The sequence below is a fragment of the Kribbella sp. NPDC104218 genome (assembly GCF_055584105.1).
In genome coordinates, this window is record NZ_JBVJMQ010000001.1 from 172,555 (window position 1) to 191,881 (window position 19,327).

Genomic DNA, 19,327 nt, shown 5'->3' on the forward strand with positions numbered 1-19,327 from the left:
TCCACTGGAGGTTCGATGGCGACCGGACGGCCCGCGACGATCTACGACGTCGCGGCACTCGCGAAGCTGTCGATCGCGACGGTTTCGCGTGTCCTGCAAGGGACCGGGCCGGTGTCGGAGAAGGCGCGGACGCGGGTCGCGCAGGCGGCGTCCGAGCTGAACTACGTGCCCCTGCGGGCCGCGCGCAGCCTGGCGGTGCAGCGGCACGAGGCGCACGGGCTGGTTCTTCCGGATCTCAGCGGCCCGTTCTACGGCGATCTGCTGATGGGGTACGAGCGTTGGGCCGGCGAACACGGCCAGAGCGTCGTACTCACGGTCACGCACGGCAACCCGGATCCGCGCCGCTCGGTGCGGGACCTGGCCGGCCGGGTCGACGGAATAGTTGTCCACGGCAACGCTTTGGAGCTGGCCGCGATCCAGGAGCTGCGAAAGGCCGGCGTACCGCTGGTTCTGGTCGCGCACCCGCCGGTCAAGGGCTGTGACTCGGTGCGCACGGAAAGCGTGACGAGCGCCGAGCAACTGACCAACCGGCTACTCGCGAGCGGACGGCGGCGGTTGGTCTTCGTCGGCGACCCGGCCAGCTCGTACGACGTGTCCGAGCGGTACGCCGGGTTCGCGCAGGCGCACGCGTCGCGCGGGTCGACCGCTGCAGAGCCGCTGCGGGTGCCGCTGACGGAGGAGTCGGGACAGCAGGTCGCAGAGGAGATTTCCGCCCGTAGCAAGGGGAAACAGCCGGACGGGTTGGTGTGCGCGAACGACGAGCTCGCGCTGGCGGTGCTGACGACGCTACGAGCGCGGGGCGTCGGCGTACCGGACGGCGTGGTCGTGACGGGGTGGGACGACGTGATGGCGGCTCGGTACGTGTCGCCGGGGTTGAGCACGGTGCGGCAGCCGATGGCCGAGCTGGGGCGGCTGGCCGCGCAGCGGTTGCACGAGCGGGTGACCGGGGAGCGGACTCGCGGACGGAACGACGTACTCGCCACGGAGCTGGTCCTGCGGGACAGCTGTGGCACCTCGGGGGCAATGCAGCAGTAACCGAGTGAGGAGACAACGAATGTTCACCCACAGCATCCGCCGCCGACTGGTGATCGGCTGCGCTCTGACAACGGCCGCGAGCCTGGCCCTGGGCGCGTGCGGCCGGTCGAGTGACAGCCCCGACGCAGGTGGTCAGGCGACCACGACGATCAGCGACGGCCCCGCGACCGGTGAGCTCTCGGTCTGGGCGATGGGCACCGAGGGCGAGAACCTGCCCAAGCTGATGGAGCAGTTCCAGCAGGCCAACCCCGGCGCCAAGGTCAAGGTCACACCGATTCCCTGGGACGCCGCGCACAACAAGTTCACCACCGCGATCACCGCGCAGACCCTGCCGGACGCCGCGATGGTCGGCAGCACCTGGATGGGCGAGTTCGCCGATCTGGACGCACTCGACCCGACGCCGCAGGGTTTCGACAGCGCCGGGTTCTTCCCCGGCGCGCTGGACACGACGAAGGTGGGCGAGACGCAGTACGGCGTCCCATGGTACGTCGAGACCCGGCTGGTCTTCTACCGCAAGGACCTCGCCGCGAAGGCCGGTTTCAGCACTCCCCCGACCGACTGGCCCGGGTTGAAGGCGATGGCGAAGGCGATGCAGGACAAGGCCGGCGCGAAGTACGGCATCAACCTGCAGCCGGGCGGGACGGGCTCCTGGCAGACGGTGATGCCGTTCGCGTGGTCCGCGGGCGCCGACATCACCGGCGACGACCAGCAGCAGTTCACGCTGGACACCCCGGCGATGCAGGAGGGTCTGCAGTACTACCAGAGCTTCTTCACCGACAAGATCGCCGGGACCGACCTGCCGCCGAACCAGACCGAGGCGCAGTTCGTGAACGGGACGGCGCCGATGTTCATCTCCGGGCCGTGGATGGCGGGCTCCGTGGCGAAGGCCGGCGGTGAGGCGATGAAGAAGAACATCGGCGTCTTCCAGCTGCCCAGGAACAAGACCGCGACCTCGTTCGTCGGCGGCTCGAACTTCGTCGTCTTCAAGGCGTCGAAGAACAAGGACAGCGCCTGGAAGCTGGTCAAGTGGCTGTCCGAGGAGAAGACCCAGGCCTCCTGGTTCAAGCTCTCCACCGACCTCCCGGCCGTCAAGAGCGCCTGGAGCGACCCCAGTATCGCCAACGACCCGCTGCTGCCCGTCTTCGGCAAACAACTGGAGGACGCCAAGGCCCCGCCCGCGATCGTCAACTGGGAGCAGGTCGCCGTCGCCTTCGACACCGAGATCGAGAAGCTCGTGAAGGCCAACCAGTCCCCCGCCGACACCGCCAAGGCCATCCAGACCAAGGCCGCCGCGATCGGCCCCGGCGGCAGCTGATCATCGTGTCGACGCTGACCGAGGCACGACCACCGGTCGTCCGCCGGACGCCGCCGTCCAATCGCCGCCGACGGCTCACCAAGGAAACCTCCGCCGCCTGGATCCTCGTCCTGCCGTTCGTCGTGTTGTTCCTGGCGTTCACGGCCGGACCGGTGCTCGGGTCGCTGGGGATGAGTTTCACCGACACCCGGCAGCGGGATCTGCGGACGCCGTTCGCGGTGGAGGGAGTGGGGTTCGAGAACTATCTGAAGGCGCTGCAGGACGAGACGTTCCGCAAGGCCGCGTTCAACACGGCGTACTTCGTGGTGCTCGGCGTACCGCTCACGTTGGTGCTGGCGCTCGGCGCGGCCGTGTTGCTGGACCGGGGGATCAAACGGTTCCAGGCGCTGTTCAAGGTCGGGTACTACCTGCCGGTGGTGACGTCGATCGTCGCGATCGCGGTGATCTGGCGGTTCGTGCTGTCACCGGACGCGGGCCTGCTGAACACCGTGCTCGGCTGGTTCGGGATCGACGGGCCGAACTGGCTCGGCTCGAAGACCTGGGCGATGCCGTCGCTGATCGCGATGGCCGTCTGGCGGAACTTCGGCTCCGCGATGATCATCTTCCTGGCCGGGCTGCAGGGGATCCCGCAGTCCGTCGAGGAGGCCGGTCAGCTGGACGGCGCGTCCGCCTGGCAACGGTTCCGGTACCTGATCGTTCCGTTGCTCAGGCCAACGATCCTGTTCACCAGCGTGACCACGGGGATCGGTTACCTGCAGTTCTTCGAGGAGCCGTTCGTGATGACGCAGGGCGGTCCGCTGAACTCGACGATCTCGGTGTCGATGTACACGTACCAGCAGTTCGGCTTCGGCAACTACGGCCTGGCGACGTCGATGGCGTACCTGCTGTTCGTCGTGATCGCGGTGATCACGTTCATCCAGTTCCGGCTGCTGAGGGAGAAGTGATGCGCCGCACCTGGTGGGTCTATCTGATCGGCGTCCTCGGTCTGATCGCCGTCGCCGCGCCGTTCCTGTGGATGGTGCTCGGCAGTTTCAAGACCCAGGGCGAGTTGCTCCGCGTGCCGCCGACGTGGCTGCCGCAGGACGCCACCACCGAGAACTACGACGCCCTGTTCAACAAGGCCAACTTCCCGCGGTACTTCCTGAACTCGGGCCTGGTCGCGCTGGTCGTCACCGCGGGCAACCTGGTCTTCTGCTCGATGATCGGCTACGCGCTGGCCAAGCTGCGCTTCAAGGGCCGGAACGCGTTGTTCGTGCTGGTGATGGCCACGCTGATGGTGCCCGGCATGGTCACGTTCGTGCCGCTGTTCGTGCTCGTCACGAACGCCGGCCTGGCCAACACCTATCCCGGGCTGATCCTGCCGTTCCTGGTGTCGCCGTTCGGCGTGTTCCTGATGCGCCAGTTCTTCCTCGGCCTGCCGGACGACCTGATGGACGCCGGTCGCGTCGACGGCGCCGGTGAGCTCGGCATCTTCGCCCGGATCATGGTGCCGCTGACCCGGCCCGCGCTGGCCACGCTCGGCATCCTCACCTTCCTCGGCTCCTGGAACAACTTCCTCTGGCCGCTCGTGATCGCCCAGACCGAGGACAAGTACACCCTTCCCGTCGCCCTGGCGCTCTACTCGACCGGCCAGAACGCGCAGAACTTCGGCCTGCTGATGGCCGGCGCGGTCGTGGTCGTCGTCCCCGTACTCGTCGTGTTCGTCGCCTTCCAGCGCCACGTCACCAAGGGCATCGCCATCACCGGACTCAAGTAGGAGCTACAGATGACCGCCATCAGACGACGCACGTTGTTAGCCGCGACAGGAGCTGCCGCGCTGATCGGAACAGCATCTCCCCCTGCTTTCGGCACAGCAGACTTGAAAGGCGGGTGGCGGCCGAGCCGGGCTGACAAGGCGTTGGTGGGTAGGTGGGCTCGGGATACTTGGCGGAGTTTGGTGGCGATGACTGATGAACGGACGGGGTTGCCGGCGGACAACATCGGGGCTTCGGTCAGCAATCCGGTGCGCAGTCAGTACACGTCGCCGACGAATATCGGCGGGTATTTGTGGAGCACGGTGGTGGCGCGGGAGCTGGGGATCATCTCGCCGCGGGAGTCGCTGCGGCGGATCACGCAGACGCTGACGACCATGCGCGGCGTCGACCACCACGAGCCCAGTGGCATGTACTTCAACTGGTACGACGAGGCGACCGGAGAGGTCCGGTACACCGACCCGGACGGGACGAAACCGATCACGCCGTTCGTGTCGAGTGTGGACAACGGCTGGTTCGCCTGCGCGTTGATGGTGGTGCGGAACGCCGAGCCGCGCGCGCGAAAGCTGGCCGACGAGCTGCTCAACCAGATGAACTTCGCCTACTACTACAACGCGGCAGCGCGCCCGGGCGGGTTGATGCGGGGCGGGTTCTTCGAGACGGCGCCGCCGGACGAGGAGACCGAGAAGGGTAACCACGCAGGCAGCGGCCCGGACGTCTACTACCGCAAGTTCCACTACGACACCCTGAACACCGAGGCGCGCATCGCCGGGTACGTCGGGCTCGTCCGCGGCCAGGTACCGCCATCGTGGTACTACGCCACCTACCGCACGTTCCCGGACTCGTGCGACTGGTCCTGGGTCGAGCAGAAGCCCGTGGGCGTCCACCGCAGCTACCTCGGCCTGGACGTCTTCGAGGGCACCTACTCGTACCGCGGGATGCGCCTCGTCCCCTCGTGGGGCGGTGACATGTTCGAGTCGCTGATGCCCGACCTGTTCGTCCCCGAGGCGCGCTGGGCGCCGCGCAGCTGGGGGATCAACCATCCGCTGACCGTCCGCGCGCAGATCGAGCACGGGCTCGACGAGGCGAAGTACGGCTACTGGGGCTTCTCCCCGGCCTCCAACCCCAAGGGCGGGTACTCCGTCTACGGCGTCGAGGCGATCGGCATGGATCCGGGCGGCTACCCGTCCGATCTGGAGGCAACCAACCACGACGCCGGCTTCGCAGGCTGCCGCGAGGGGACGAACCCGAACCCGGCGTACGGCGATGGCGTCGTCACCCCGCACGCGGCGTTCCTGGCGATGGAGTACGCCCCGCGACAGGCGATCGACAACCTGCGCAAGATCGAGACCGACCTGCACGCGTACGGCGCGGGCGGGTTCTACGACTCGGTCGCGGTGAAGTCCGGTCTGATCGCGCAGCGGTACCTGTCCCTCGACCAGGCGATGGTGATGGGGGCCATCGGCAACGTCTTCGGCGACGACCTGATCCGGCGCGGTTTCGCCGACCGCCGGGCCGAGCGCGGGATCCGGCCCGTGATCGGGATGGAACGGTTCGAATCCGGCCTCGAGTAACAGGAGCTCAGCTGTATGCAGAACGACGCGAAGACCGACTGGGACGAGCGGATCGCCCGCCGCAGCGACGAGCAGCGCGAGTTCGCGTTCCCGGAGCTCGAGCCGCCGAAGGAGGTGACCGCGGTCGGCGGCGTCGGGCAGGTGACGCTGGACTGGTCGCCGGTCGAGGGCGCGGTCGGGTACCTGATCCTGCGCTCGACCGGCGACCACGGCCCGCTCGAACCGGTCGACCACCACAGCGGCGACATCCTCTCGGTGCCCGGCCCCCCGTACGTCGACACCACCTGCACGCCCGGTACGCCGTACCACTACGCGATCGCGAGCGTGCCGGAGGTGACTCGCAGCGGCCTGCCGAGTCACACCGTCGGCGCGGTTCCGTTGGTTGCCGGTGACACCGTTCCCCGCGTCGACGTCGTCGTCGATACCGTTGCTGAAGGCATCGAGCTGGAGCGGCCGTGGGTGCCGATGGTCGGTAGCGAGCGGTTGAGTCAGCTGCTCTGCACCGACACCAGCGGCGGTCACGAGATCGGCGCCGGCCTCGAGGACGCGTTACGCCGGATGCACGACGAGCTCGGCGTCCGCACGGTCCGGGCGCACGCGATCTTCCACGACGACACTCATGTCATCGACGGTTCGGCGTACGACTTCTCCGTGGTGGACGCGATCTACGACAAACTGCTCGGGATCGGGCTGCGGCCGGTGGTCGAGCTGGGTTTCATGCCGCGCGAGCTGGCGAGCGATCCGTCGAAGACCGTCTTCGCGTACGGCGCGATCATCTCGCCGCCCGCGTCGTACGAGCGCTGGCACGACCTGATCCGCGCGCTGGTCGAGCACCTGGTCGACCGATACGGCCTGGATGAAGTCCGCACCTGGGACTTCGAGGTCTGGAACGAGGCCAACCTCGAGGTCTTCTGGTCCGGCACCAAGGCCGAGTGGCTGCATCTGTACGACGTCACCGCCGCGGCTGTGAAGTCGGTGGACGCGCGGCTGGCGGTCGGCGGGCCGTCGTCGGCCGCAGCCGGCTGGGTGGACGACCTGCTGGCCCATGCGGCCGCCCACGGGACGCCGGTCGATTTCGTGTCGACACACACCTACGGCTCGCCGCCGCTCGACGTCCGGGCGTCCCTGGCTCGCCATGGGTTCGAGAACGCGCGGGTGCTCTGGACCGAGTGGGGAGTGACGCCGCGGCACTTCTACCCGATCAACGACTCGGTGTTCGCCGGTGTCTTCCTACTGCGCGGCATGCGGTCGGCTGCGGGCCGGGTGGACGCGCTGGCCTACTGGGTCGCGTCTGACCATTTCGAGGAGCTGGGCCGGCCACCGCGGTTCCTGCACGGCGGATTCGGGCTACAGACGGTCGGCGGGATCGCGAAGCCGCGCTACCACGCGCTGAGCCTGCTGAGCCGGCTCGGGCCAGTTGAGCTGCCGGTAGCGGTCAGCGGGGACGGCGGCGGCAGTCTGGTCGAGGCTTGGGCGTCACGTGACCGCGACCGGATCGCCGTCCTGCTCTGGAACCTCACTCTGGACCAGACCAAGGCGGACGGTGCCGAGGAGCTGACCAGGCAGGTCCACGTCGAGCTGCCCGGGCTCGACTCGTCCTGGCAGGTCACCGCGACCACGCTGGGGATCGGCGCGGGCGATCTGGTCGCCGCGACGGCCGAGCTCGGGGTCACCGACTGGCCGACCGACGCCCAGCTGACCGACCTCGCCGAGCGGAGCCGGATGATCAGCACGCCGCTGGAGTTCGCGGGCGGCGCCGTCGAGGTCACGCTGCCGATGCCGTACGCCGTCCTCCTGGAGCTGACCCCGCCCAAATAGATCGGATGTCTCTTTGAACTCTAGTCCTTGGGCTGGTCAGAAACGGTCAAATGACCGAGGATAGATAGGATGACCACGAGTCCTGAGGAGTAGAGACATGACCGATGGCCCACCCGCAGCCTCGATCGAGAGGTTCCGCGACTGGCGGTTCGGCCTGTTCGTCCACTGGGGCCTGTACGCCCTGCCGGCCCGGCACGAGTGGGTGAAGAACCGCGAGAAGCTGACCGACGAGGACTACCAGCCCTACTTCGACCACTTCGAGCCCGACCTCTACGACCCGCGCGCGTGGGCCCGCGCCGCCCGCGCGGCCGGGATGCGGTACGCCGTCCTGACCACCAAGCACCACGAGGGTTTCTGCCTGTGGGACTCCGCGGTCTCGGACTACACGGTCGCGCACACCGCCTGGGGCGCCGGAAAGGACCTCGTGCGGCAGTTCGTCGAGGCCTGCCGGGAGGAGGGGCTCGGTATCGGGTTCTACCACTCGCTGATCGACTGGCATCACCCTGAGTTCCCGATCGACATCTACCACCCGCAGCGCGACGACGAAGAGGCGATCGCGAAGGCGGCCGGGCGCGACGTCCAGGTGTACGCCGACTACCTGCACGCCCAGACGCGGGAGCTGCTCACCAACTACGGGCAGATCGACCTGATGTGGTTCGACTTCTCCTACCCGGGCCGGAACCACCCAGACGGCCGCGACGGCCACGGCAAGGGCCGGGACGACTGGCGCTCGGAGGAGCTGATGGCGCTGGTCCGGGAGCTGCAGCCCGGCATCCTGATCAACGACCGGCTCGACATCCCCGGCGACTTCGTGACACCCGAGCAGTACCAGCCGGACGGCCCGATGGAGCGCGACGGCAAGCCGGTGCTGTGGGAGGCCTGTCAGACACTCAACGGCAGCTGGGGCTACGACCGCGACAACCTGGACTGGAAGTCGCCCGAGCTACTGGTCAAGATGCTGGTCGACTCCGTCTCCAAGGACGGCAACCTGCTGCTGAACGTCGGCCCGACCGCCCGCGGCGAGTTCGACCCCCGCGCCCTGGCGACACTGGCGTCGATCGGCGAATGGACCCGGGTGCACGAGCGCGCGTTCCGCGGCGCCCGCCCGGCGACCGGCTTCACCGCGCCCACCGACACCCGCTACACGCAGCGCGGCGACCGCCTCTACCTGCACCTGTTCTCCTGGCCGATGGGCCACGTCCACCTCCCCGGGCTGGCCGGCAAGGTCAAGTACGCCCAGCTCCTGAACGACGCGTCGGAGATCCACCGCATCATCCCCGACGCCGCGACCGAGCATCACAACACCAGCATGGGCGCAGCGGGCGACGGCGTCCTCACGCTCAAGCTGCCGATCCAGAAACCCGATGTGCTGGTTCCGGTGATCGAGCTGTTCCTGCAGTGAGTTAGGACGCCGGGGTGGGGCGGCCGGGCTGCTCCCCACCCCTGGCCGCCAGGTACGAGTCCTTGGGGACCATCACCTTGCGGCGGAAGATGCAGACGACCGTGCCGTCCTGTTTGTAGCCCTTGGTCTCGACGTGCACGATGCCGCGGTCGTCCTTGGAGGTGGACTCCCACTTGTCCAGGACGACGGTCTCGCCGTAGATCGTGTCGCCGTGGAACGTCGGCGCGACATGTCGCAGGGACTCGATCTCGAGGTTGGCGATCGCCTTGCCGCTGACGTCCGGGACGGACATCCCGAGCAGGATCGAGTAGATGTAGTTGCCGACGACAACGTTCTTGCCGAACTGGGTGGTCTCGCCGGCGTAGTTGGCGTCCAGGTGCAGCGGATGGTGGTTCATCGTCAGCAGGCAGAACAGGTGGTCGTCGTACTCGGTGACGGTCTTACCCGGCCAGTGCTTGTAGACCGCGCCGACCTCGAACTCCTCGTAACTGCGCCCGAACTGCATGCCGGCTCCTCTTCGGTCTGGGACACCCCATGCTGCCCAACCGGACCACCGGCGGCCGTGGTCTGGCTCTCATCGGGCGGGGAGACCTACGTCACCCCGCCGCGACGAGCTGACTAGTCCTGCGGCGGCTGCGCCTGCTGCTGGACCGGCTGCTGCACCGGCGGCTGGGCCTGGTAGTCCGGCAGGCGGGGCGTCACCTCACCCTTGAGCGCCAGCTTGGCGAGGTGGTTACGGGCCTCTTCAGCGAACTTGAAGTCGCACAGGACGTCGTACGTCGTCGCCACCACCGCGGTACGGGAGGTGAAGTCGCGGCGGCCGGCCGACTGCGCGTAGCCCAGACCGCCGAACACCACACCGAAGAAGGCGCCGAGCACCACACCGGTCAGCAGCGCGGCCAGGAAGTTGCCGTTGGTGAACAGCCCCAGCAGCAGACCGACGAACAGCCCGAACCAGGCGCCGCTGGCCAGACCCGCGGTCAGCGCGCGCGCCCAGGTCAGCCGGCCGGTGATCTTCTCCACCTGCCGCAGGTTGTTGCCGACGATGGTCGTGTGCTCGACCGGGAACTTCTCGTCCGACAGGTAGTCGACAGCGCGCTGCGCCTCCCGGTACGTGTCGTACGTCCCGATCGTCAGACCACTCGGCCTCGGGTCGATCAAGGGCATGCCTGGCGTGCTCATCGTCGTTCCTCTCCACGTGCTTCCACCCCCATCATTGCCGACGAGTGGTTACCGCGCCTTGATAGCCTCGCCGGTGATGGGCGGACGACGGTGGGACCTGGGCGCGACACGCCGGATGGGACAGATGTTCGCCCGCCGGGCGCTGGGCGACGGCCAGGGGCCGCAGCACCACGATCCGGTGGCCAGCGGCAAGCTGGACGGCGCCCTGGTCGACTGGGCCTTCTACCGCGACGGACGCCGCGACCAGCGGGTCAACTCCTATACCGAAGCGCTGGGCCGGGCCCGCCGCGGCCAGGGGTTCGTCTGGATCGGGTTGTTCCAGCCGACCGACCACCAGCTGGCCATCATCGGTAGCGAGTTCGGCCTGCACGCGCTGGCGCTGGAGGATGCCTCCGAGGCGCACCAGCGGCCCAAGCTCGAGCGGTACGCCGACACCCTGTTCGCAGTGCTGAAAACAGTCAGCTACGTCCCACACCAGGACCTGACCGCGACCAGCGAGGTCGTAGCGACCGGTGAGGTGATGGTGTTCTGCGGGCCGGGCTTCGTGGTCACCGTCCGGCATGGGGAGCACAGCGAGCTGACCGGCCTCCGGCAGGAGCTGGAGACCCAGCCGGAGCGGCTGGCCGTCGGCCCGGGAGTAGTACTGCACGCCATCGCCGACCATGTCGTCGACCGGTACCTGGAGGTCGCGGACGCCGTACAGGCCGACATCGACCTGATCGAGACCGAGATGTTCACGCCGCGCGGCTGGCGGAACATCGACCGCGTCTACCAGCTCAAGCGTGAGGTGCTCGAGCTGAAGCGCGCAGTGGCGCCGCTGACCGGCCCGATGCGGTCGCTGTCGACGCTGCGGCATCCGCTGATCGCCGACGAGACGCGGAACTACTTCCGCGACGTCGACGACCACCTGCTGCGGGTCAAGGAGCAGGTGATCTCGTTCGACGAGCTGCTCAGCTCGATCCTGCAGGCCGGGCTGGCCCAGGTGCAGGTCGCGGAGAACGAGGACATGCGGCGGATCTCGGCCTGGGTCGCGATCCTCGCCGTCCCGACGATGATCGCGGGAATCTACGGGATGAATTTCGACAACATGCCGGAGCTGCGGCTCCGCTATGGTTATTTCGTGGTGCTCGCCGTGATGCTCACCGCCTGCGTCGGGCTGCACCGGCTGTTCAAGCGGAACCATTGGCTTTGATCAGATTTCTCCAATACCACGTTCGGCACCCGCGGGGCAGGGGGTTGGCAGGCTTCTGCCATGGCCGGGACTGGCAACGTCTTGGGCGTATCAAACTGTTGTCGGTGAAACCCGCACTTGATTTACTGCGCGTATCGCGTTCGGTCAGCAGGTCGCCACAATCTGCGACCGACGGCATCGGGGGATGTCGTGATGGTCATGCCGCTGGGAGGGCGTTGCCGTGCTCAGAATCCACTTCACGCCGCGCGACCTGACGCGCGTCACGGTCGCGACCAAACCGGCGCCGCTGTGGGAGATGTTGCTCAGTCTGCACATGCTGCAGCACTCGGACGGCCGGCTCATCTTCGAGGACTGGCGCCGCCACGTCCGGACGTCGGTCGCGCCGGACCAGATGCGGCTGCTGCTCGAGCTGACCCCGCCGAAGGGGTACTCCCCCGACTTCCTCACGCCCGCGGAGTCCGCGCCGGACTTCGACACCGCGCTCGAGATCGCGCTGGCCACGCCGCGCCAGCAGATCCGCAGCCAGCTCGACCTGCTCGCGAAGTACCGGCCGGCCTCGCCGTGGACGCGGGAGCTCGCGCAGGGTGAGCGCACCGCCATGCACAAACTCGGCCGCGCGATGCGGACGTACCACCAGGCCGCGATCGCGCCGTACTGGAAGTCGATCGGGACGCACATCTCGGCCGACCACGCGCACCGCGGCGAGGCCCTCGCCCGGCACGGCGTGGACCGGCTGCTCTCGTCGCTGCACCCGCGGGTGCGCTGGGTGGCGCCCGTCCTGCAGGTGCTGGACATGAACGACCGCGACCTCTACCTGGACGGGCGCGGCATCGAGCTGCAGCCGTCGGCGTTCTGCTGGCAGGTGCCGACCAAACTGCGCGACCCGGAGCTGAAGCCGATCCTGGTCTACCCGATCCAGCACGCGCCGGGCATCCTGCGGCAGACGTCCAGCGACCAGGTCACCGCCGGCGACCCGCTCGGCTCCCTGCTCGGCTCCACCCGCGCCGCCGCCCTCGAAGCCGCCGTCGCCGGCTGCACCACCACCGAGCTGGCCAAGCGCTGCAAGATCTCCCCCGCTGCGGCCAGCCACCAGGCGACGGTCCTGCGCGAAGCCGGTCTGATCACCACGCGACGCGCGGGCGCCTCCGTCCGGCACGAGATCACCCAGCTGGGTATCTGGCTGCTCTCCGGCTACGGCTCCGGCAACACCCGGCAGCCGCATCCGCAACCTCACCCACAGCCCCGCCTCACCGCCTGACCGACGCCTGCGCCGCGCTCAGACCAGCTTGCCGGGCGCGTCCAGGTGCCGGAGGACCTGCTCGCGGTAGTCGTGCTGCGAGGGACCTTGCCGGTCGGCGACGATCAGGGCCTGCTGCCAGACGTAGTGCGCTTCCTGACGCCGACCAGCGGCTTCGAGGACCTCACCGAGGCTGATCAGGGTCGGGACCTCCGCGGCGCCCAGCTCCAGCTCTCGACAGAGCCGGGCCGACTCGGTCAGGAAGTCGATCGCCCGGTCGTAGTCGCCGGCCCGCTGGTAGGCCAGCCCGGCGGTGTCGAGCGCATAGGCGACGCCGCGGTGGTACTCGTCCCGCCGATGCCGTTCGATCGCCTGGAGCGCGTTCTCGATCGCCTCCTGATGCCGGCCCAGATCGCTCAACGTGTGGGCCAGGTTGTTCTGCGCGGCGCCGTACGCCCGGTCCTCGTCGCTACAGGCCATCGCCTGCTCAAGATGCCGGACGGCGGTGTCCAGCTCGCCCAGCCGTCGGTACGTCATCCCGAGATTGCTGTGCACCATGCTCTGACCGGAGCGATGCCCGACGGCGTCCATCAGCTCCAGCGAATGCCGGAAGACCTCCAGCGACTCCTCGATCCGGCCCAGCAGCCCGTAGCTCACTGCGAGCTGATTGCCGACGACTGCCTCCAGCAGCGGCTCGTCGATCGCTCGCGCCGACCGCACCGCCGCCTCGTGCGCCTTCAGCGCCGCTGGGGACGGCGAGCGCTCCTGCTCCAGGTAGTCCCACAGGCCGCTGGCCAGCGCCGCAGCGAGCCGGTGGTGCCCGCGCTTGGCGCCTTGGACCACAGCCGCGAGCAGCGTCGGCCACTCCTTCCGGAACCACGCCAGCGCCTCGGCGTCCGACCCGAACGTCAACGGCCGGACGCCGTCCAACGGCTTCTGCAACAGGTTGAACCGCAGCCGCCCACCCCGCGCCAGCTTGGCCGCCTGCGCGGTCTGTCCCAGCCAGTCCAACAGGCGGGTCACTGCCTCTCGGCTCTCCCACGGCTCGTCCAGCCCGGCGGCGTACAGCCGGATCAGGTCGTGTAGCTGGTACGACCCGGCCACCGCCGACTCCAACAGGTTCGCCTCGACCAGGACGTCGAGCAGGTGGTCGACCTCCACCTCGTCCAGACCAGCCAGCGCCGCCACCGCAGGCGGTTCGAAGACCGCGCCCGGGTACGAGCCGAGGATCCGGAACAAGCGGGCCGCGTCCGCGGGTAAAGCCTGGTACGACCAGGACAGTACGGCGCGCACGCTGGTCAGCTCGTCGTCACCGATCTCCAGCGCAGCCAGCCGGTCGCTCGCGTCCGACAGCTGTTGGGTGATGTCCGCACCACGGCTACGGCTCGCCCGCTCGGCTCCAACCACCAGCGCCAGGGGCAGCCGGCCACACAGCTCCGCGAATGCGGCCAGCTGGACGACGTCGTACGGACGCCCGATCACTACGCGGCCCAACAGCTCAGTCGACTCCTCCGGGGTCATCTGCCCGAGGCTGAGTCGGCGTGCGCCCTCCCGGGCGACCAGGCCGCGGAGCTGGTTCCGGCTGGTCACGATGACGAAGCCGCCCGCGCCTGGCAGCAGCGGCCGCACCTGCGCCGCATTACGCGCATTGTCGAGCACTAGTAGCAGTTGCTTGTCCGCCAGCAACGTACGCAGCAGGGCCGACCTGGCCTCGATCTCGCCCGGCATCTCGTCGTTCGGTACGCCGAGCCCCAGCAGCAGCGACTGCAACGCGTCCACCGGCTCGACCAGACCGCCGGCGCTGTAGCCGCGCAGGTTCAGATACAGCTGGCCATCCGGGAAGTAGGCACGAGCATGATGCGCCCAGTGCACTGCCAGCGCAGACTTGCCTGCGCCGCCTGTGCCGTCGATCGCCACAATGACTGCTGCCTGTTCAGACCCGCCAGCCACGAGTACGTCGTCCAGAAAGGTCAGTGCGCGCCGTCGACCGGTGAATACCGGCAGGTCCGCCGGGAGCTGACGCGGTACGACGACGCGGGCCGGCTCAGCGGCTGGCGGCGTACCGATCAGCAGGTCGGCGTGCAGTGCGCGCAGCTCGGCACCTGGGTCTACACCGAGCTCGTCAGCGATCTGGACGCGCACATCCTCATACAGCTCAAGCGCCTCCGCGGCACGGCCTGCTTGGGCCAGGAGGCGCAGCAGCCGGACCCACAGCGATTCGCGAAGCGGGTAAGCGATTGTGAGCTCGCGCAGCTGAGCCAGGACCGAGCCCTGCTGCCGCTGCTCCACTCCGAGGTCGACCCGGCGCTCAACAGCCGCCAGGTACTGTTCCGTCAGCCGTGGCGCCTCAGACATCTCCAACCAGCTGGAGCGCGCGCCGTCGAATGGCCGGCCACCCCACAGCGCCAGCGCAGCCACGAGGCTGTCGAGCTCCGCTACCGGATCGTTCGCCGTGGCCGCCGCCTGCAAGAGCCGACCGAACCGATGGACGTCGACCTGCTCGGCAGACAGCCGCAAGCTGTACCCGGCGGGGCCTGTCGCTACCAGCTCCGCACCGATGGCCCGTCGCAGCCGAGTCATCAAGGTGTGCAGGCTGGGACCGATATTCGCCGGCGGCTCGTCCCCCCAGACCCGCTCTGCCAGGACAGGTGTGGCGACCGCCTCCCCCTCGGCCAGCGCCAGCACCGCAAGCAGCGCCCGAACTCGGTCGCCGCCCAGCTCGATCGCCTGCGCACCGACACGCACCGAGACCCCGCCCAGCAGCCGGACGTCCACCCCAGAACCAGACATCTGCCTCCGCTCCCCAGACCCCGCCCAAGAACGGTACCGCCGAGCAGGGACGGCTCGCTCCGTGACAGGTTGCTGACAGGGTGTCGACGGCAGCATGAGCAGTTGAGAGGGAGGGAACCGACGTGCTGCGTATTCACTTCACCGGACAGGACCTGACCCGAACGACGCTCGCCGACGAACCGGACCCGATGTGGGAGCTCCTGCTGAGCCTGCACCAGCTGCAGGGACGGGAGGGGCCGGCGCACTACGGCACCTGGCGCGAACGGGCCCGCCGGATGCTGCCGCGGTCGGCTGTTCGGTTGCTGGAACTGACCCCGACGCATGGCTACAACCCTGATTTCCTAACGCCTAACGACCACATGCCCGACTTCGGCACCGGACTCGACCGGGTGCTGTCCACACCGCGTCCGCGCGTCCGGCACGAGCTCGAAGTGCTCTCCGGCTGGCGTCCGCGCACCACCTGGACCCGAGAGCTGGGCTCCGGCCGCGGAGTGGCCATGAAGGGCCTTGGACAGGCACTCCAGGCCTACCACCAACATGCGATCGAGCCCTATTGGGCCTCGATCCGCTCACTGGTCCGGGTCGACCATCAGCAACAGGTCAGCAAACTGGCAGTCGCTGGAGTTGATGCCCTTTTGGGCAACCTGCACCCGTCGATCCGCTGGAACTCGCCAGTCCTGGAGATCGACGGTTTCGCCGACAAAGACGTCCACCTGGACGGCAGAGGCGTTCGGCTCCAGCCATCGGTGTTCTGCTGGAACACACCGACCAAGCTGTACGACCCGGAGCTGCAGCCCGTGCTGGTCTATCCCGTGCAGCACAGCCCCGGGCTGCTGCGTCGCATCAGCGCCGAGCAGCGGTCGCGGCCCCTGGCTGCCCTGCTCGGTACGACGCGCGCAGCGGCCCTGGAGTCCGTCGCGGGCGGCTGCACCACCACACAGCTCGCGGAGCGCTGCGGAATCTCCCTGGCCGGTGCCAGCCGCCAGGCGGGCATCCTGCGCGACGCCGGCCTGATCACCACCCGCCGCGCGGGCCAGTCCGTCCGCCACGACCTAACCCTGCTCGGCAAGGCCGTCCTGACCGGCGGCTTCATCCAGGACCCGGAACGCTTGAACTAGAGCTTGTAGTCCTCGAGAAGGCGGCGGCCGATGATCATCCGCTGGATGTCGGCCGTGCCTTCGCCGATCAGCAACATCGGCGCCTCGCGGTAGAGGCGCTCGATCTCGTACTCCTTGGAGAAGCCGTAGCCGCCGTGGATGCGGAACGAGTCCTCCACGACCTGGGCGCAGTACTCGCTGGCCAGGTACTTGGCGACGCCGGCCTCGAAGTCGTTGCGGGAGCCGCTGTCCTTCTTCCGGGCGGCTTTCACCATCAGCTCGTGAGCGGCCTCGACCTTGACCGCCATGTCGGCCAGCCGGAACAGCACGGCCTGGTGATCGGCGATCTTCTTGCCGAACGTCTCCCGCTGCTGCGCGTAGGAGATGCCGAGCTCGAAGGCCCGCCGCGCCACTCCGCAGCCGCGCGCCGCGACGTTCACCCGGCCGACCTCGACGCCGTCCATCATCTGGTAGAAACCCTTGCCCGGGACGCCGCCGAGGATCTGGCCGGCGTCGATCGGGTAGCCGTCGAAGATCAGCTCCGTGGTGTCGACGCCCTTGTAGCCCATCTTCTCGATCTTGCCCGGTACGGTCAGGCCCTTGGCGACCTCGCCGAACCCGGGCTCCTTCTCGACCAGGAACGTGGTCATGTTCTTGTAGACCGACTCCTGCCCCTCGTCGGTCTTCACCAGGACGGCGACGAGGTTGGCCGAGCCGCCGTTGGTCAGCCACATCTTCTGGCCGTTGATCAGGTAGCCGGCGCCGTCCTTGACGGCCTTGGTCTTGATCGCCGACACATCGGAGCCGCAGCCGGGCTCGGACATCGAGAACGCACCGCGGACGTCGCCGGTGGCCATCCGCGGCAGGTACTTCTGCTTCTGCTCGTCGGTGCCGTGCTGCAGCAGCATGTAGGCGACGATGAAGTGCGTGTTGATGATGCCGGACACGCTCATCCAGCCGCGGGCGATCTCCTCGACGCAGAGCGCGTAGGTCAGCAGCGACTCTCCGAGGCCGCCGTACTCCTCCGGGATCATCAGCCCGAACAGGCCGAGCTCCTTGAGCCCCTCGACGATCTGCGTCGGGTACTCGTCCCGGTGCTCCAGCTCGGTCGCGACCGGCAGGATCTCCGACTCGACGAACGCGCGGACCGTCTTCAGGATCTCCTCCTGAACGTCCGTCAGTCCCTCGGTCTGCTGCAATTTGCTCATCCGCCGGCTCTCCTCGGGTGCGTACCGCTCGCTACTCGTGAGTATTGCGGCTTTCAGCATCCCGGGACAGCGCCGACACCCGCTGTGACACCGGCCACCCGACGGGCGTCGCCTAGCTCACTCGTCGCCGTCCTCGTCATCGCCGTCGGGCATCGAGCGGTCGAGCTGGGCGAACAGCAGGTAGACCTCCGCAGTCGGACGCCACTTGCCCTCCTGCTGCGCCTCGACCAGCCGCTGCTTGGCCTCGCTGTAGTTCTTCCGGGCGGCGTTGACCTCGCCGCGGGACAGCTGACCGGCAGCCTGGTCCAGATCGCGCGCAGCGAGCCGCGGCGCGTTGCTGCGCGGCTGATCGCCCTGACCGGGCCACTGGTGCTGATTCCCGCTCTTCCGGACCTCGTCCGCCAGCTGCCGCAGCTGCGCCACCACTGCCGGGTACTGGTTGTTGTTCTCCGGCGGCTTGGACGGCGTCTTGCTGGGCGTCTTGGACGGCTTCTTCGTCGGCTTCTTGGTCGGAGTGGGTGTCGGCGTCGGAGTGGCCTTCGGCTTGGCCGGAACGCTCACTTTCGCCACCGGCGCCGAGGGCGGCCCGCCAGCCTGCGCCGGCGGATCAGTAGCCACCCCCTCCTTCAGCAACGCCACCCCGACCCCAGCCGCCAACACAGCAGCCATCGCCGCAATCACCTTCACAAACGGAAAACCCCGCCGCCGCTCCTCCCGCGGCTCGTCAGGCTCGTCCGTTTCGTCCACTCTGGGCGGCAGGTGCAGGACCTGGGTGTTGTTACTGACAGGCAGCGCGATGGCCTGCGTCTGGTGGTGGTCGGGGGAGGCGAGGAAGGCGGTGACCTCCTGCGCCGAGGCGGGGCGGTCCGCTGGGTTCTTGGACAGCAGCTGCAGTACGAGGGCGGCCAGCTGCGGGGGTACGTCGGTGCGGTGGATGGGGGCCGGCTGGGCTCTCAGGTGCTGGTGCATGACCTGCTCGACGGTGTCGCCGGTGAACGGCGGCGTACCGGCCAGAAGCTCGTAGAGGACGCAGCCGAGGGCGTACCAGTCGCTGGCAGGCGTGGCGGAACCGCCGGTGACCTGCTCGGGCGAGATGTAGGACGCCGTCCCGAGGAGGACGCCCATGGTCGTTTCGTTGCCGGAGCGCTTCGCGATGCCAAAGTCGGTCATCTTGAGCGTGCCGTCCGGTGCGAGCAGCAGATTGGCCGGCTTGACGTCGCGGTGCACGATGCCGGCCGCGTGGGCCGCGTCCAGCGCCCGGGCGCCCTGGGTCGCGATTTCGGCGACCAGCTTCGCCGTGGGCAGCCCCGCCGTCCGCATCAGCTGCGCCAGGTCGGGACCGGAGACCAGCTCCATCACCAGGAAGACATGGTCGCCCGCAGCGCCGACGTCGTACGTCGCTACGACGTTCGGGTGCGTCAGTCGCGCCGCGGCCTGGGCCTCGGCGCGGAAGCGGGTGACGGCGTCCATCGGGTCGCCGTCGAGACTGCGGAGCAGTTTGACCGCCACCTGCCGGTCCAGTACCAGGTCCTCGGCTTTCCAGACCTCACCTGCGCCGCCCCGACCCAGAAGGGTCAGCAACCGGTAGCGCCCTGCCAGTACCTCGCCGTTCACAAAAAACACACCTTCCGCAGCGGACCGCAACACCTTAGGCGGCAACGGTGAACGAATCGAGTCCACAGCCGATTCCTTGCAAACCTCTGCACTGCGCGACGGCAGGACTACC

The 19,327-nt window shown here is 68.5% G+C and carries 15 protein-coding genes; 10 read left to right on the forward strand and 5 right to left on the reverse strand.

All coding sequences use genetic code 11. The features are described 5' to 3' along the window. Positions 1 to 15: 15 nt before the first annotated feature. The 7 genes from ACZ6ZD_RS00705 (at position 16) to ACZ6ZD_RS00735 (ending at position 8,895) form a co-directional block, all read left to right on the forward strand. Positions 16 to 1,035 (forward strand): LacI family DNA-binding transcriptional regulator, encoded by a 1,020-nt coding sequence (locus ACZ6ZD_RS00705; protein WP_465666943.1) that lies wholly within the window; start codon positions 16 to 18, stop codon positions 1,033 to 1,035. A gap of 19 nt (positions 1,036 to 1,054) precedes the next feature. After that, complete coding sequence (locus ACZ6ZD_RS00710; RefSeq protein ID WP_465666945.1) at positions 1,055 to 2,350, forward strand: sugar ABC transporter substrate-binding protein; 1,296 nt, start codon at positions 1,055 to 1,057, stop codon at positions 2,348 to 2,350. A 5-nt stretch (positions 2,351 to 2,355) separates the two neighbouring features. Further along, positions 2,356 to 3,294: a carbohydrate ABC transporter permease gene (locus tag ACZ6ZD_RS00715; RefSeq protein ID WP_465666947.1), complete on the forward strand. Its 939-nt coding sequence runs from the start codon at positions 2,356 to 2,358 to the stop codon at positions 3,292 to 3,294. Continuing rightward, complete coding sequence (locus ACZ6ZD_RS00720; RefSeq protein ID WP_465666949.1) at positions 3,294 to 4,106, forward strand: carbohydrate ABC transporter permease; 813 nt, start codon at positions 3,294 to 3,296, stop codon at positions 4,104 to 4,106. Before ACZ6ZD_RS00715 ends, ACZ6ZD_RS00720 begins: the two co-directional genes overlap by 1 nt. Positions 4,107 to 4,115: 9 nt before the next feature. Further along, positions 4,116 to 5,675 (forward strand): glucoamylase family protein, encoded by a 1,560-nt coding sequence (locus ACZ6ZD_RS00725; protein ID WP_465666951.1) that lies wholly within the window; start codon positions 4,116 to 4,118, stop codon positions 5,673 to 5,675. 15 nt (positions 5,676 to 5,690) lie between these two features. Beyond that, a complete protein-coding gene (locus ACZ6ZD_RS00730; protein WP_465666953.1) occupies positions 5,691 to 7,493 on the forward strand; it encodes a GH39 family glycosyl hydrolase in 1,803 nt (600 codons plus the stop codon). 97 nt (positions 7,494 to 7,590) lie between these two features. Then, a complete protein-coding gene (locus ACZ6ZD_RS00735; protein ID WP_465666955.1) occupies positions 7,591 to 8,895 on the forward strand; it encodes an alpha-L-fucosidase in 1,305 nt (434 codons plus the stop codon). A 1-nt stretch (position 8,896) separates the two neighbouring features. Here ACZ6ZD_RS00735 and ACZ6ZD_RS00740 read toward each other — a convergent pair whose 3' ends face one another. Next, the gene (locus ACZ6ZD_RS00740; protein ID WP_465666957.1) at positions 8,897 to 9,400 is read right to left on the reverse strand and encodes a MaoC family dehydratase; all 504 of its coding nucleotides are present in this window, start codon (positions 9,398 to 9,400) and stop codon (positions 8,897 to 8,899) included. 113 nt (positions 9,401 to 9,513) lie between these two features. Next, complete coding sequence (locus tag ACZ6ZD_RS00745) at positions 9,514 to 10,077, reverse strand: YflT domain-containing protein (RefSeq protein WP_171676143.1); 564 nt, start codon at positions 10,075 to 10,077, stop codon at positions 9,514 to 9,516. Positions 10,078 to 10,153: 76 nt separating this feature from the next. Here ACZ6ZD_RS00745 and ACZ6ZD_RS00750 point away from each other — a divergent pair, with 76 nt between their 5' ends. Next, positions 10,154 to 11,269 (forward strand): magnesium and cobalt transport protein CorA, encoded by a 1,116-nt coding sequence (locus ACZ6ZD_RS00750; protein ID WP_465666959.1) that lies wholly within the window; start codon positions 10,154 to 10,156, stop codon positions 11,267 to 11,269. A 220-nt stretch (positions 11,270 to 11,489) separates the two neighbouring features. Next, on the forward strand, positions 11,490 to 12,527 hold the full coding sequence (locus tag ACZ6ZD_RS00755; protein WP_465666961.1) for a helix-turn-helix domain-containing protein: 1,038 nt from the start codon (positions 11,490 to 11,492) through the stop codon (positions 12,525 to 12,527). 18 nt (positions 12,528 to 12,545) lie between these two features. On the opposite strand, the gene ACZ6ZD_RS00760 is transcribed toward ACZ6ZD_RS00755, so the two are convergent. Next, positions 12,546 to 15,296, reverse strand: a complete 2,751-nt coding sequence (locus tag ACZ6ZD_RS00760) for an AfsR/SARP family transcriptional regulator (protein WP_465666963.1) — start codon at positions 15,294 to 15,296, stop codon at positions 12,546 to 12,548. Positions 15,297 to 15,418: 122 nt separating this feature from the next. Here ACZ6ZD_RS00760 and ACZ6ZD_RS00765 point away from each other — a divergent pair, with 122 nt between their 5' ends. After that, entirely contained in the window at positions 15,419 to 16,414 is a 996-nt protein-coding gene (locus ACZ6ZD_RS00765; RefSeq protein ID WP_465666965.1) for an ArsR/SmtB family transcription factor, read from the forward strand. Here the strand turns inward: ACZ6ZD_RS00765 and ACZ6ZD_RS00770 are convergent. Together ACZ6ZD_RS00770 and ACZ6ZD_RS00775 are read right to left on the reverse strand one after the other, a co-directional pair. Beyond that, complete coding sequence (locus tag ACZ6ZD_RS00770; RefSeq protein ID WP_465666967.1) at positions 16,411 to 17,601, reverse strand: acyl-CoA dehydrogenase family protein; 1,191 nt, start codon at positions 17,599 to 17,601, stop codon at positions 16,411 to 16,413. The genes ACZ6ZD_RS00765 and ACZ6ZD_RS00770 overlap by 4 nt on opposite strands. Positions 17,602 to 17,718: 117 nt before the next feature. Beyond that, positions 17,719 to 19,215, reverse strand: coding sequence for a protein kinase domain-containing protein (locus ACZ6ZD_RS00775; protein ID WP_465666969.1), 1,497 nt, complete (start codon positions 19,213 to 19,215; stop codon positions 17,719 to 17,721). Positions 19,216 to 19,327: the final 112 nt, after the last annotated feature.